A 13,824-nucleotide genomic window follows, 5' to 3' on the forward strand; every position below is an offset into this window, starting at 1 on the left:
CGTGTTAAGGTCTATTTGTTTGATCTTAGGCCTATGGATTGGTTGCTTGGCGAATGCCCAGCAACCAATTTCTGCTTTACAGCGGTATGAGTTCTATGGTCAAGCACAAGGTACCGGATACACGATATCCTATTACCATAAGTCGCCAATCATTACACAAGTAAGTATTGATAGCATCTTTGAAGTTATCGACAAATCCATGTCCCTTTACCGCTGGGATTCCAAAATTAGTTCCTTCAACCTTTCTTCTACTAATCAGATTATTCTGGATCCCCACATGCAAAAGGTTCTTAAAAAATCCTTTCAAGTGCATAAAGAGTCCAAGGGATTATTTGATATTACCGTGAAGCCATTAGTGTCAATTTGGGGCTTTGGACCTGAGAAAACAGTTGGTATTCCTGATTCTTCAAGTATACTACAAACACTACAGTTAGTGGGGATGAATAAGCTGAAAATGAGTGGTCATAAACTAATCAAAATGACTCCTGGTATGCAGATTGATCTCAATGGGATTGCTCAAGGCTATACCGTAGATGTTCTGGCTGATTTTCTCAAAAGTAAGGCTGTAAAGTCCTTCATTGTAGAAGTTGGTGGAGAGATTAGAGCTGAAGGATATAAGCCAGGTAAGGAGAGCTATAAGGTCTTATTGCAAAGACCTGAGCAGGCGCAAGGTGTAAAGGAATCCATTATTGAATTAAAGAACATGGCTATTACGACATCTGGTAGCTATGAAAAGTTCCGTACTGTAAAGAATTATCGCTTCTCGCATCATATGGATCCTACAACAGGGTATCCATTGAAATCAAGCATTATTTCTGTAAGTGTCATTAGCAAGAAAGCAATGGATGCTGATGCTTATGATAATGTTTTTATGGCTATGAAACCACAAGATGCAATCGCATTTGCGAATAAAAAAAATAAAATGGATATTTATTTGATCTATCTGGATGAAGGAGTCGTAAAAGAAGCCTATTCCAAAGGATTCAAAAAATACCTAATTAGCAATTAACTACGCAGCATAATTATAAACTAAACCTTCGATGAAACGTTCAGACTTTTTAAAAAACAGCTCTTTATTAGTAGGAGCCTCGCTTATGACAAATTCATTAACTGCTTCAGAAAAGACTTCAGCAACTCTAGAGAGTGCTGCTGGTCAACCATTCAAATTAGATTATGCACCACATCAAGGTATGTTTAGCTCATCAGCAGGCAAGAATTTCTTGGATGAAATCAAGTACATGCACGACCTTGGGTTCCGCAGTATTGAAGACAATGGTATGCCAGGCCGTTCTGTTGATGAACAAAAGAAAATTGGTGATCTATTAGCCCAGTTAGGTATGCGTATGGGGGTGTTTGTAGTCCCTAAGGGTGGAAACGGTGCCAATAGTTTGGCGGCTGGTAAGCAAGATTTTGTGGATATATTTTTGAAGGGTTGTCGTGATTCGGTAGAGATTGCCAAACGTTGTCATGCGAAATGGGTAACTGTAGTGCCTGGTGATTATGCTAGAAACTTACCTATCGGAATTCAAACAGCCAATGTAATTGAAGGTTTAAGACGAGGGGCTGAAATATTTGAACCTCACGGTATTACCATGGTTTTAGAGCCGTTGAGTGATACGCCTGATCTTTTCCTACGATTCTCTGATCAGACTTATGAAATCTGTAAAGCAGTAAATAGCCCATCCTGTAAAATATTATTCGATGCTTACCACCAACAGAAAAATGAGGGTAATTTAATTCATAATATGAACCTATGCTGGTCAGAAATTGCTTACATCCAAGTAGGTGATAATCCAGGACGTAAAGAGCCTACCACTGGAGAAGTAAACTATAAAAACGTTTTTAAATGGTTACATTCAAAAGGATACAAAGGTGTTGTAGGGATGGAGCATGGTATGTCAAAATCGGGCAAAGAAGGAGAGAATGCCTTAGTACAGGCCTATAGAGAAGTAGATTCATTCTAAAGCTAAAGGGTTTTAGTATTGAAACAAATTCGTTATCTAGTTTTGATGTTGCCTGATTATTTTTAACTTTAATTAAATTACCTTATAAACCTTTATCAATGTCATCAACCAATAAATTTAAACTTTCTTTCATGATGTTCCTGGAGTTTTTCATCTGGGGAGCATGGTTTGTAACCTTGGGTAATTTCCTGGGGAATACGCTAAAAGCAGATGGACCAGAAACTTCCATGGTTTTTTCTACCCAATCGTGGGGAGCCATCATCGCACCATTTATCATCGGTTTGATTGCCGATCGGTATTTCAATGCGGAACGTATTTTAGGGGTTTTACACCTTATAGGTGCGGTCCTGATGTGGAAAATGCACAGCAGTGACACGGTCTCTAATTTCTATCCATATGTATTGGGCTACATGGTTCTTTACATGCCAACCCTTTCTTTGGTGAACTCCATCTCGTTCCGTCAAATGAAGGATCCGGAAAAGGAATTCTCTGTAATCCGAATGTTTGGAACGATTGGTTGGATTGTAGCTGGTTTATCCATTTCCTATTTATTCAAATGGGACTCCGATGCAGGTATTCAAGACGGTTTATTACGCAATACCTTTTTGATGGCAGCGATAGCCTCCTTAATTTTAGGGGTATTCAGTTTTACCTTGCCTAAAACTCCTCCAGTAAAATCAACAGAGAATACTGGAAAGGAAAGTATTGGAAAGATATTGGGGTTAGATGCCATCAAATTATTGAAAGACCGTAATTTCTTAGTATTCTTTATCTGTTCAATTTTAATCTGTATTCCATTAGCTTTTTATTACCAATATGCTAATCTCTTCCTTTCGGAAATTGGATTGGAAAACGCAACAGGTAAGATGACCATAGGACAAATCTCCGAAGCTTTATGTTTATTACTTTTACCTATTTTCTTTACCCGTTTTGGCTTTAAGAATACCATCTTATTGGGGATGCTATGTTGGGTATTGCGCTATGTGTTATTTGCGTATGGAAATGCAGGCGAGTTAACCTTTATGTTGATTTTGGGTATTGCTTTGCACGGTATCTGTTATGACTTTTTCTTTGTTTCAGGACAGATCTATACCGATTCAAAAGCTGGTAAGGAATTTAAGAGCTCAGCACAAGGCTTGGTAACCTTGGCGACTTATGGCGTAGGCCAATTAATTGGTTTCATCGTTGCAGGTCAGGTGAGTGAAATGTATATTAATTTGAAAGGAAACGACTTAGCCCAATACTGGCAAAACGTTTGGTTAGTACCAGCTGGAATTGCCTTGGCAGTCTTCTTTATATTCATGATTTTCTTCAAGAAGGAAACTGTGAAAAATCAATCTGAAACTATTTAAAACAAACAAAAATGGTAGATAATAATGTATATGATGCAATTGTTATCGGCTCTGGTATCAGTGGAGGTTGGGCAGCCAAAGAACTTACTGAGAAGGGTTTGAAAACAATTATGTTAGAACGTGGAAGAAACGTTGAGCATATTAAAGATTATCATGCGCAAAAGAATACTTGGGAATATCCACATCGTGGAGGTAGAACCAAGCAGATGGAGGCTGATTATCCGGTATTGAAACGTGATTATCCATTAAATGAGAAGAATTTAGATTTCTGGGTAAACGAGAAGGAGAGTCCGTATACCGAAGTCAAGCGCTTTGATTGGTTCCGTGGTTATCATGTTGGTGGCCGCTCCTTAATGTGGGGACGCCAGAGTTACCGTTTAGGCGATTTGGACTTTGAAGCCAACTTAAAAGATGGTCATGGCGTTGATTGGCCGATTCGTTATGCAGAAATAGCGCCTTGGTATAGCTATGTTGAGAAATGGGCTGGAATCTCAGGTAACCGCGATGGATTGGCAGTATTACCGGATGGCGATTTTCAACCTGCCATGGATTTTAATGTGGTGGAAAAGGATCTTGCCGAACGTCTAAAGAAACAATATGGTGGAAAACGTCACTTTATCATGGGACGTACAGCTAACATTACCAAACCGCATACTGGTCGTATTAACTGTCAATACCAAAACCAATGTTGGTTAGGTTGTGATTTCGGTGGCTATTTCAGTACACAGTCATCTACATTGCCACCAGCAATGAAAACTGGTAATTTGACATTGAGACCATTCTCTATTGTTACCAAGATTATTTATGATAAGGACACACAAAAGGCTAAAGGGGTAGAGATTATTGATGCGGAAACAAATGAAACATTTGAGTTTTTCGCTAAGGTAATTTTTGTTTGTGCATCTGCATTCAACTCGACTTGGGTTCTGATGAATTCGGCTACCGACGTTTGGGAAGGTGGATTGGGAAGTAGTTCAGGAGAGCTTGGTCATAACGCGATGGATCACCATTTCCGCTTAGGTGCTGGTGGTCGCGTAGAAGGATTTGAAGATAAATATATTTTTGGGCGTAGACCTACCGGTTTATATGTACCTAGGTTTGTAAACGTAGCGGATGATACCAAGAAGCGCGATTATGTGCGTGGATTTGGTTATCAGGGATCTGGTACTCGTGGTCGTTGGTCTGGTGAAATTGCCGAAATGTCCGTAGGTGGTGACTGGAAGGATGCTATGTGTGAACCTGGAAACTGGAATGTTGGATTTACTGCTTTTGGTGAAATCTTGCCATACCATGAAAACCGTATTTTCTTAGATAAAACCGTTAAGGATAAATGGGGATTACCTGTGTTATCCATGGATATGGAAATCAAGGATAACGAACAGAAAATGCGTAAAGATATGACGGAAGAGATGAAGGAAATGCTCGAATCTATCGGCGTGAAAGATGTTTACACCTATGATAATGGTTATAACTTCGGTATGGGTATCCACGAAATGGGTACTGCCCGAATGGGACATGATCCAAAATCATCTGTATTGAATAAACACAATCAGGTATGGGATGCGAAGAATGTATTTGTAACGGATGGTGCAAGTATGACTTCTGCGGGCTGTGTTAACCCTTCATTGACCTATATGGCATTGACAGCACGTGCTGTAGATTATGCAGTAAGCGAACTGAAAAAAGGTAATTTATAATCAACTAAACAGAATAAGATGAGTAATTCAAATTCTAGAAGAACGTTTATTAAAAATTCGGCTATTGCAGCTGCAGGGATCAGTATTGTTCCTAGACATGTTTTAGGGGGTACTGGATTTGTAGCACCGAGCGATAAGCTGGTTGTTGCTGGAATAGGTGTTGGAGGTAAAGGGGAGAGCGATATTAATGAATTCTACAAAAGTGGTAAGGCTGAAATTGCTTACCTGTGTGATGTGGATGATCGCCGCGCTGCAAACTCCGTAAAGCGTTTTCCAAAAGCAAAATATTATAAGGATTTCCGTGAAATGTTGGATAAGGAGCACAAGCATATTGATGCGGTATCTGTTTCCGGACCTGATCATAACCACGCATTGCATGCTTTACCAGCGATGCAATTAGGCAAACATGTGTATGTGCAGAAGCCTTTGACACATGATGTCTGGGAAGCTCGCGTATTAACTGCTGCTGCAAAGAAATATAAGGTAGTGACGCAAATGGGGAACCAAGGTGCATCTAATGATGGTCCTCGTGTAATCCGTGAATGGTTTGAAGCAGGCTTAATTGGTGATGTGCATACCGTATATTGTTGGACAGATAGACCTGTATGGCCGCAAGGTATTTCATGGCCTAATCAACCGGCTCCAGTGCCAAAAGAACTGGCTTGGGACTTATGGCTAGGAACAGCACCTCGCAAAGACTATGTCGAAAAATTAGTGCCTTTTAACTGGCGTGGCTGGTGGGATTATGGTACTGGTGCATTAGGCGATATGGGATGTCACTTATTAGAAGTGCCTTTCTCTGTATTGGGCTTAACTTATGTACAAGATGTTCAAGCTTCAGTAGGTTCAGTTTATGTGGATGAATTTAAACGTGGATACTTCCCTGAAAGTTGTCCTCCATCTAGTCATGCCACCATGACTTTCCCAAAAACTGATCGTACGAGTGGACCTATTACCTTACATTGGATGGATGGTGGTATTCAGCCGGCACGTCCTGAAGAATTAGGCGCTAATGAGATCTTTGGGGATGGAGGAAATGGTATCTTACTAGTAGGGTCAAAAGGAAAGATCCTTGCAGATACTTATGGTAGAAATCCACGCTTATTACCAACCACACGAGTAGAGCAAGTAGAACAGAAATATGCTCGAGTACCAAATGGCGAAGGTGGACACTATGCCCAATGGGTAGAAGCCTGTCTAGCAGGGTATGGAAAGAAAGAAGTTTCTGCACCATTCGAAATTTCAGGTCCATTGACCGAAGCCCTATTGATGGCTAACTTAGCTATCCGTGGAGCAGACTTGAAAATTGATGGTAAATATCCAGGACGTAGCTTGAAGCTATTATGGGATAATGATAATATGCGTGTAACTAACTTTGATGTCGTGAATCAATTTGTGAAGCGTCAATATCCAGCAGGTTGGGAAATTAATTATACATTATAAATTAAGCGATCATGAATAGAAGAGAAGCATTAAGAAATGTAGCTTTTATCGTTGGTGGTTCGGTAATTGGTGGTAATTTATTCTTACAAGGATGTACCAGACCAGCATCGAAAGATGTAGCTTCCCTATTTGAAGGGGATGCACCGGTATTCCTTGGAGATCTAGCGGAAGCTATTCTGCCAAAAACTTCAACCCCAGGTGCTAAAGAAGCTGGAGTAGGCGATTTTATTCCAGTGATGATTCGCGATTGTTACGACGAAAAAGACCAAAAGGCCTTTATTGAAGGTTTCAATGCTGTCGATGACCGTGTGCAAAAGGAATTCAAAAAAGGATTTAATGAATTGTCAGCAGAAGAAAAGTTGCAATTTGTAAATAATTACGATAAAGAAGCTAAAGAATACCAAAAGAACAAAAAAGAAGAGGATCCTAATCACTTCTTTACCATGTTAAAACAATTGACTTTAACTGGATTCTTTACCTCTGAAATCGGTATGAAACAAGCATTGCGTTTTGTTAAGATTCCTGGAAAATATGACGGGAGTTATCCATACAAAAAAGGAGATAAGGCTTGGGCCTTATAAACAAAACAAATTCATAAAAAAGGAGAGCGAAAAGCTCTCCTTTTTTTGTTATACCAGTTTTCAATTCAAGAACTGAATATTTGATGAGCTATCTTAAGCCTAGTTTCATTAGGAAATGTATCTTATCTTCTTTTTGGATGTTATACGTGACGGTTTCTACAGCTTTTTCACTTTCATTGATCAATACCACATCATTATACTTGAGTTCTTTCAGGAAGTTCATCTCCAAAGATTTTATACTGCCATTTAAGATAATTTTAGGGTCCATAGCATCAAAGCACCATTCCATGTATTTGACATTGTTGGCATGATTGACAATATCAAGGTCTGATAATTTAATTTTATACTCAGCAATAGTATGAAAAGGGATGGAACCATCTACTTTGGCAACTGAAGCATGTGTACTGGATCGGTCAGAAAGAATATCGTGGTATTGGGAATCGATTGCTATCTTATCCGCTCGACGAGTGGCCATATTGAACACAACCCATAAGCTAGAAGCACGCACTAAGACTTGGTCGTGTTGTAACACTTCAAAGTTACGCAAGGTTCTGGATCCTGTAAATTCTTGAATCCAAGTGCGAATGGTGATCTTCTCCATGTATCGAGGTAAGGAATCTACTTCGATGAGCATTCGGCTTAATACCCATGATTGTTTGGCTTTCAGCATGGTTCGATAGCCAAATCCGATGTTCTCTGCATGCTCACTAGCTGTTAACTGAAGGAGATTATTTAACTCACTAAATTTGATTTGTCCATTCGGATAGCATTGGGTGAAGTTCATCCAATAGTCCATTTGGAAAATCCCTTGTTCTACGTTCATATAATGCGAATGTAACTAAATTAATATTCTCTTAATATTCTCTGCGAAAATCTTGTCTAAATATACAGAAATGGCTAATTTAACGTTAGCTTATAAACACAAATTACCATGATTGGAACTTTAATACCGAAAGAAGACGTTGATAAATTTAAATTTGTCCCCGCCGAAATTGATAAATCCGCGCAATTTATGTCCAAATTGCAAAATGCATTACGACTGGGAAATGAGTTTAAATCCAAGACCTCTATTGTATTCAATACAGAGGATGGCCCTAAACGTATTGAAACTACCGTCTGGTCACTAACAGAACGATATATTCAGATAAAACATGGAATATTGATCCCTTTAAGATCATTAATCGAAATAGAGTACTAAAATTTATTTAAAGAGAGGTCTGCCTCTCTTTTTTATTAGGCCAATTAGTTTCTTTCCCACACGAACTATGAAGAAAATACTTACACCCAATCAATTGCATTTGGTTGATCAGCAAACGATCAATAAGGAGGGTATTAATTCTTTAGATTTAACTAAAAGGGCTTCTTCTGCAGCATTAATTGCTATGCTTGAGGATTTTACCGATCTCTTAAAGGATCCTGTAGTTCTAGTTTGTGGAAAAGGGAATAATGGCGCTGATGGATTGCAAATAGCTAAATTGCTCCAACAATTAGGGGCTAAACCTTTAGTTTATTTGTTACAATCTGCGGAATATTCTCCTGATAATTTAGCCAGTCAAAAGAGTCTTGCTGATATTCTTCCACTCAATCTGACAGAGGAGATTATTCTTCCGGAGCATGGATTTATTATTGATTGCCTCTTTGGGTTTGGATTAAAAAAAGAGTTGGGTAGCTCATGGAAGCCATTGATTGATCGCATAAATTCTTTTCAAGGAACGGTATTGTCAATCGATATGCCTTCTGGATTACCTAGCGACACATCCCTTTCTGTGAATAGTCCGTGTGTACATGCAGATAAGGTATACACCTTTGAGCTTCCTAAATGGAGTCTTCTGATGCCCGAAAATGCGAAATATGTACCTGCCTTTCGAATAGTTTCTATTGACTTAGAACAAGAAGCTATACAGTCCTTGGAGACACAGAATTATTATTTAGGAAAGGAGGATGGGCAAGAACGTATAATACCAAGATCCAAATTCAGTCATAAAGGAACTTATGGGCATGCATTAATCATTGGTGGGAGCTTAGGTAAGATTGGAGCGCCATTGTTGTGCAGTAAAGCAGCTATGCGCTCGGGTTGTGGATTGCTAGATGTTTTGGTTCCCCAATGCGGGCAATCGATTATTCATACTGCTCACCCTGAGGCAATGTTATTGTCGGATTCTGGTGAGGAAGTATTACGTGATTTTAATCTACCTAAAACCTATCAAGCTATTGCTGTAGGTATAGGCATGGGGCAAGATGAAGAAACAATACGCGGCTTTGATTTATTCCTACAATCTTTAGAACAAAACCAAGCATTAGTTTTGGATGCAGATGCTTTAAATATTTTAGCTAAAAATCCAACTTGGATTTCCAATTTACCAAAGGAGACGATCCTATCACCACATCCGAAAGAGTTAAGTCGTCTAATCGGGGAATGGCACAGCGATGAGGAAAAGCTGCTAAAAGCAAAAGAGTTTGCCCAAAGGCATCAACACATTGTTTTGATAAAAGGAGCCCATACAGCCATTGTCTGTCCTGATGGTTCAGTTTATTTTAATAGCACAGGGAATCCGGGAATGGCTACTGCAGGTTCTGGAGATACTTTGACCGGTATATTAGTTGGATTACTTGCGCAAGGGATGTCCAGTACGGATGCTGCAATTCTAGGAGTCTACATACATGGTTATGCAGCCGATTTAGCCGCAAATGAACTATCTGAAATTGCTTTGATTGCAAGTGATATTATACGCTATCTACCTAAGGCTTGGCTGGAATTACAACGCTAGATATCTAGCCCTTTTTGTTCTTCTACTTCGAATACGGAGTCTATTTTCCAGTTGGCTTTGTCTTTTGAGGCTTTTACAGCTAGCTGATCGCAACGTTCATTCAGCGGATGACCTGCATGACCTTTGACCCAGACTAATTTGATTGTATGCAATTTGTATAGGTTCATCAATCTTAACCACAAATCCTTGTTTTTCTTACCTTGAAATCCTTTCTGCATCCATCCAAAGACCCATCGTTTATCTATGGCATCAATGACATATTTGGAGTCAGAAAATATAGTTACTTGCTGATTGAGATTCTTTAAAGCTTCCAATCCTATAATTACAGCCAACAATTCCATGCGGTTATTCGTGGTTTTACGAAATCCACCAGAGAATTCTTTCTCTAAAAGTTTTCCTTGAAATTCTGGATTTGATCCTTGATAAATTGCTCGTAATATAGTGCCATAACCACCAGGTCCGGGGTTACCGCTTGATGCTCCGTCTGTATAAAGTTCGATCATTATTACAAAAATAAGGATTTAGGATGAGGTTTTATGCTTAATCTATTATGGAGGTGAACTTAACAAGTCCGTGTTAAGATTAAAATTGAGCAGTTCAAGCTATTCCGCTTTCATGCCGTAGCGCTCCTTCATAAAATGAATAATTCCTGAAGTGACAATAACTATTGCTAAGCCAATAAAACAACCTAGGCCCACTGCCAATGCTCTATAGATTGGAGTGAAAGTTAAAGCAGTATGATGCGGTTCGATCATGATGATCAACAGCGCAACGATAGCCACCCTCGCCATATTGAGAATATTCAATGCCCGACATAGAATAATCGTAATAACAATCCCTATTACAATGGAATACACTTCCTGGGGTAATAGCCAAACACAACCCATGGCAACCATTGAACCGACAAAATTAGATTTAAACCGCTCAATGGATAATCGCTTAGAATCCTTTTCTTCTGGGGAAATCACTAAGATAATAGAAAGTAAAGCCCAGAAAACTTCAAATTGGCGGTATTGTAGATACAGTAAATAACCTACCATAAAACCGATTAAACATCGGATAATATAAATCAACAGGGGAGAGGTAATTGCCCGTTTAATAAATCGGATTTGCTTTTCCGTGGCTGCCATGGCGGCAAAAATAAGCCTTATTGTTTGAATTAGTAAATGAACTGCTCTAAAAAATCAAAACTGGACTTTCTGTGGGAGAAACGTCCAGTTTTAGTGGAATGATTATTTATTTACTAAACGTAGTAGGTAGGCAAAGTTTGTTTACAATGGTGTTTTAGTTATTATTCAATAGGTATTCTAATTGGGTACATAATTAATGTTAAGAACATTTAATATGTAAGTTTGTTTTAATACACACTAATTTAACAGTGTTTTATGAGATTTGCAATACCTAACCTAGGGTATTTTTAAAATAGTAAAGAAAAGGGGGTTTTTATTGATTATTTCGTAAAATAAATATGCGCAGTAATTTTACTGCGCATATTTATTTTACAATATTATTGGGATTCTTTCGACTTATTCAGAACCAAATCTTTTGGATTGGCTACTTTATGATCTAATAGCGCTAATTGAATTACTTCCTTCATTTCTGTAACATAATGGAAGGTAAGATCCTTAATGTAATCTTCTTTGATCTCTAAAATGTCCTTTTGATTGGCTTTACACAAAATGATTTCCTTAATGTTAGCACGTTTTGCTGCTAATATCTTCTCCTTAATACCACCGACTGGCAATACTTTACCTCTTAAGGTTATCTCACCTGTCATAGCCAACTTCGGTTTTACTTTTCTTTGAGTAAATAAAGAGGCTAGGGCTGTCAGCATAGTGATACCTGCAGAAGGACCATCTTTTGGAGTAGCGCCTGCCGGAACGTGAATATTGACATCCCACAGATCAAAAGCACTATAATCTATTCCAAATTCCTCAGCATGCGATTTTAAATAAGCCATGGCTATCAAAGCTGATTCCTTCATGACATCACCTAAATTACCGGTTAAAGATAATTTACCTTTACCCGGACTTAAACTGGATTCAATAAATAAGATATCACCACCAACTGATGTCCAAGCTAAACCTGTAACCACACCAGCTGTTTCATTATTCTCGTAGAGATCTTTGTCGAATATTGGCGCGCCTAAGATGTTTTCAATATCTTCAGCAGAAAGATTGGTGTCATATTCTTTTTCCATAACAATTCGGGTAGCAATACCTCGAACAATAGAACCGATCTTTTTCTCCAATCCACGTACTCCAGACTCTCGTGTATATTCTTCGATAATCTTTTCAATCATCTTAGGCTTTAGTGAGATATCTTTTGCTTGGATACCGTGCATCTCACGCTGCTTTGGCAATAAGTGTTTTTTTGCAATCTCGATCTTTTCCTCAATGGTATAACCATTTACTTCAATGATTTCCATACGGTCAAGCAGAGCAGGTTGTATACCGCTTAGGGAGTTCGCTGTCGCAATAAACATCACCTTAGATAGGTCATATTCCATTTCTACATAATGATCGTAGAAGTGAGTGTTTTGTTCCGGATCTAAAACTTCTAATAATGCCGATGATGGATCACCTTTAAAATCAGAACCAATTTTATCGATCTCGTCCAATACAAATACAGGGTTGGATGTTCCAGCTTTCTTTAAGGATTGAATAATACGGCCAGGCATAGCACCAATATAAGTCTTACGGTGACCGCGAATCTCTGCCTCATCTCGGATACCACCTAATGCCATACGAGTATATTTACGACCTAAAGCCTTCGAAATAGACTTTCCTAAGGATGTTTTACCAACTCCTGGAGGACCCACTAAACATAAGATTGGGGCCTTCATGTCGTTCTTCAGTTTTAATACTGCCAAATACTCAACAATACGCTGCTTAACCTTTTCCAAGCCATAGTGATCTTTATTCAATACTTTTTCAGCACGATGAAGATCAAAATTATCCTTACTGTATTCTCCCCATGGAAGGTCTAGCAATAACTCTAAATAATTTAATTGAACAGAATAATCAGCAGCCGCAGGGTTAATGCGTGCTAGTTTTTCAATTTCTTTTTGGAAATGCTTACTAACATCTTCTGGCCATTTCTTAGATCGAGCACGTTTTTTAAGTTCTTCCAATTCCAAGTCAGGGGTACTACCACCTAATTCTTCTTGAATAGTCTTTAATTGCTGACTTAAAAAGTAATCGCGTTGTTGTTTGTCTAAATCAACCCTTACTTTATTCTGGATTTGATTTTTCAGTTCCAACATTTGGATTTCAGTTGTTAGGTGCTCTAACAATTGCTTCGTGCGTTTTACAAAATCACGTGTTTCCAATAAATCTTGTTTCTGTTCTAATTCAAGCGATAAATTGGATGATATGAAATTCACCAAGAAGGTGGGGCTTTCAATGTTTTTAATTGCAATTGCCGCCTCACTAGGTAAATTTGGAGAAAGTTGTATGATCTGCAAAGCCAATTCCTTAACAGAAGAAATCAAAGCTTTAAACTCCCGACTCTTTGTTTTAGGTTTTTCTTCAGGGAATTTCTCTACACTAGCAATTAAATAGGGTTCTGATTGAAGTAATTCCTTCAATCTTACACGTTGTTTCCCCTGTATAATAACCGTGGTGTTTCCATCAGGCATTTGAAGGATCTTGATGATATGTGCTACAGTCCCTACTTTGTTCAATTGATCAAAAGTAGGATCCTCCACATTCATGTCTTTTTGGGATACTACTGCAATAGTACGATCGCCTTTGTAGGCATCTTTCACCAATTTGATGGACTTGTCCCTTCCTACGGTAATTGGAATAACTACACCTGGAAATAGGACGGTATTACGTAAGGGTAATATTGGTAGGGATTCTGGAATCTCTGCATTCCGTAATTCATCTTCATCTTGTTGGGTCAATAACGGAAAGAATTCTGTTTCTTCGTTAATGATCGGTAAAGTTTGATTGAAGTTGAATGGGTCGTTTTTGCTCATAAGCCTTATATCAGTATCCGACAAACTGTCAGTATGC

Annotated in this window: 12 protein-coding genes; 8 read left to right on the plus strand and 4 right to left on the minus strand. The window is 38.6% G+C overall.

Features of this window, described 5'->3' with window-relative positions; all coding sequences use genetic code 11:
* The first annotated feature begins 1 nt into the window (after nt 1).
* From ABD676_RS06590 to ABD676_RS06615, 6 genes are all read left to right on the plus strand, one after another.
* Nucleotides 2-1,009, plus strand: a complete 1,008-nt coding sequence (locus tag ABD676_RS06590; protein WP_344673803.1) for an FAD:protein FMN transferase — start codon at nt 2-4, stop codon at nt 1,007-1,009.
* 85 nt (nt 1,010-1,094) lie between these two features.
* A complete protein-coding gene (locus ABD676_RS06595) occupies nt 1,095-1,964 on the plus strand; it encodes a hydroxypyruvate isomerase family protein (protein ID WP_344673804.1) in 870 nt (289 codons plus the stop codon).
* Nucleotides 1,965-2,062: 98 nt separating this feature from the next.
* Nucleotides 2,063-3,316 (plus strand): nucleoside permease, encoded by a 1,254-nt coding sequence (locus tag ABD676_RS06600; RefSeq protein WP_344673805.1) that lies wholly within the window; start codon nt 2,063-2,065, stop codon nt 3,314-3,316.
* A gap of 11 nt (nt 3,317-3,327) precedes the next feature.
* Nucleotides 3,328-5,013 carry a GMC oxidoreductase gene (locus ABD676_RS06605; protein WP_344673806.1) on the plus strand — a complete coding sequence of 562 codons (1,686 nt, stop codon included), beginning with the start codon at nt 3,328-3,330 and terminating at the stop codon, nt 5,011-5,013.
* 18 nt (nt 5,014-5,031) lie between these two features.
* Nucleotides 5,032-6,456, plus strand: a complete 1,425-nt coding sequence (locus ABD676_RS06610) for a Gfo/Idh/MocA family protein (protein ID WP_344673807.1) — start codon at nt 5,032-5,034, stop codon at nt 6,454-6,456.
* 11 nt (nt 6,457-6,467) lie between these two features.
* Nucleotides 6,468-7,037 (plus strand): gluconate 2-dehydrogenase subunit 3 family protein, encoded by a 570-nt coding sequence (locus ABD676_RS06615; RefSeq protein ID WP_344673808.1) that lies wholly within the window; start codon nt 6,468-6,470, stop codon nt 7,035-7,037.
* Between the two features lie 88 nt (nt 7,038-7,125).
* Here ABD676_RS06615 and ABD676_RS06620 read toward each other — a convergent pair whose 3' ends face one another.
* Nucleotides 7,126-7,860, minus strand: a complete 735-nt coding sequence (locus ABD676_RS06620; protein WP_344673809.1) for an acyl-[acyl-carrier-protein] thioesterase — start codon at nt 7,858-7,860, stop codon at nt 7,126-7,128.
* A 108-nt stretch (nt 7,861-7,968) separates the two neighbouring features.
* On the opposite strand from ABD676_RS06620, the gene ABD676_RS06625 reads away from it, so the two are divergent.
* Both ABD676_RS06625 and ABD676_RS06630 read left to right on the plus strand, forming a co-directional pair.
* Nucleotides 7,969-8,235 (plus strand): hypothetical protein, encoded by a 267-nt coding sequence (locus tag ABD676_RS06625; protein ID WP_344673810.1) that lies wholly within the window; start codon nt 7,969-7,971, stop codon nt 8,233-8,235.
* Nucleotides 8,236-8,302: 67 nt separating this feature from the next.
* On the plus strand, nt 8,303-9,805 hold the full coding sequence (locus ABD676_RS06630; protein WP_344673811.1) for an NAD(P)H-hydrate dehydratase: 1,503 nt from the start codon (nt 8,303-8,305) through the stop codon (nt 9,803-9,805).
* Here the strand turns inward: ABD676_RS06630 and ABD676_RS06635 are convergent.
* From ABD676_RS06635 to lon, 3 genes are all read right to left on the minus strand, one after another.
* The gene (locus ABD676_RS06635; RefSeq protein WP_344673812.1) at nt 9,802-10,308 is read right to left on the minus strand and encodes a ribonuclease H family protein; all 507 of its coding nucleotides are present in this window, start codon (nt 10,306-10,308) and stop codon (nt 9,802-9,804) included. The two genes, ABD676_RS06630 and ABD676_RS06635, sit on opposite strands and share 4 nt — an antisense overlap.
* A 99-nt stretch (nt 10,309-10,407) precedes the next feature.
* Nucleotides 10,408-10,935, minus strand: coding sequence for an FUSC family protein (locus tag ABD676_RS06640; protein WP_344673813.1), 528 nt, complete (start codon nt 10,933-10,935; stop codon nt 10,408-10,410).
* 377 nt (nt 10,936-11,312) lie between these two features.
* Nucleotides 11,313-13,787, minus strand: coding sequence for an endopeptidase La (lon, locus tag ABD676_RS06645; protein ID WP_344673814.1), 2,475 nt, complete (start codon nt 13,785-13,787; stop codon nt 11,313-11,315).
* Nucleotides 13,788-13,824 lie beyond the last annotated feature (37 nt).

It is taken from the genome of Sphingobacterium kyonggiense (assembly GCF_039536825.1).
Lineage (GTDB): Bacteria > Bacteroidota > Bacteroidia > Sphingobacteriales > Sphingobacteriaceae > Sphingobacterium > Sphingobacterium kyonggiense.

Coding starts and splice junctions, on each gene's coding strand:
- ABD676_RS06595 (WP_344673804.1), top strand. CDS start 1,095: ATGACAAATTCATTAACTGCTTCAGAAAAGACTTCAGCAACTCTAGAG.
- ABD676_RS06600 (WP_344673805.1), top strand. CDS start 2,063: ATGTCATCAACCAATAAATTTAAACTTTCTTTCATGATGTTCCTGGAG.
- ABD676_RS06605 (WP_344673806.1), top strand. CDS start 3,328: ATGGTAGATAATAATGTATATGATGCAATTGTTATCGGCTCTGGTATC.
- ABD676_RS06610 (WP_344673807.1), top strand. CDS start 5,032: ATGAGTAATTCAAATTCTAGAAGAACGTTTATTAAAAATTCGGCTATT.
- ABD676_RS06615 (WP_344673808.1), top strand. CDS start 6,468: ATGAATAGAAGAGAAGCATTAAGAAATGTAGCTTTTATCGTTGGTGGT.
- ABD676_RS06620 (WP_344673809.1), bottom strand. CDS start 7,860: ATGAACGTAGAACAAGGGATTTTCCAAATGGACTATTGGATGAACTTC.
- ABD676_RS06625 (WP_344673810.1), top strand. CDS start 7,969: ATGATTGGAACTTTAATACCGAAAGAAGACGTTGATAAATTTAAATTT.
- ABD676_RS06630 (WP_344673811.1), top strand. CDS start 8,303: ATGAAGAAAATACTTACACCCAATCAATTGCATTTGGTTGATCAGCAA.
- ABD676_RS06635 (WP_344673812.1), bottom strand. CDS start 10,308: ATGATCGAACTTTATACAGACGGAGCATCAAGCGGTAACCCCGGACCT.
- ABD676_RS06640 (WP_344673813.1), bottom strand. CDS start 10,935: ATGGCAGCCACGGAAAAGCAAATCCGATTTATTAAACGGGCAATTACC.
- lon (WP_344673814.1), bottom strand. CDS start 13,787: ATGAGCAAAAACGACCCATTCAACTTCAATCAAACTTTACCGATCATT.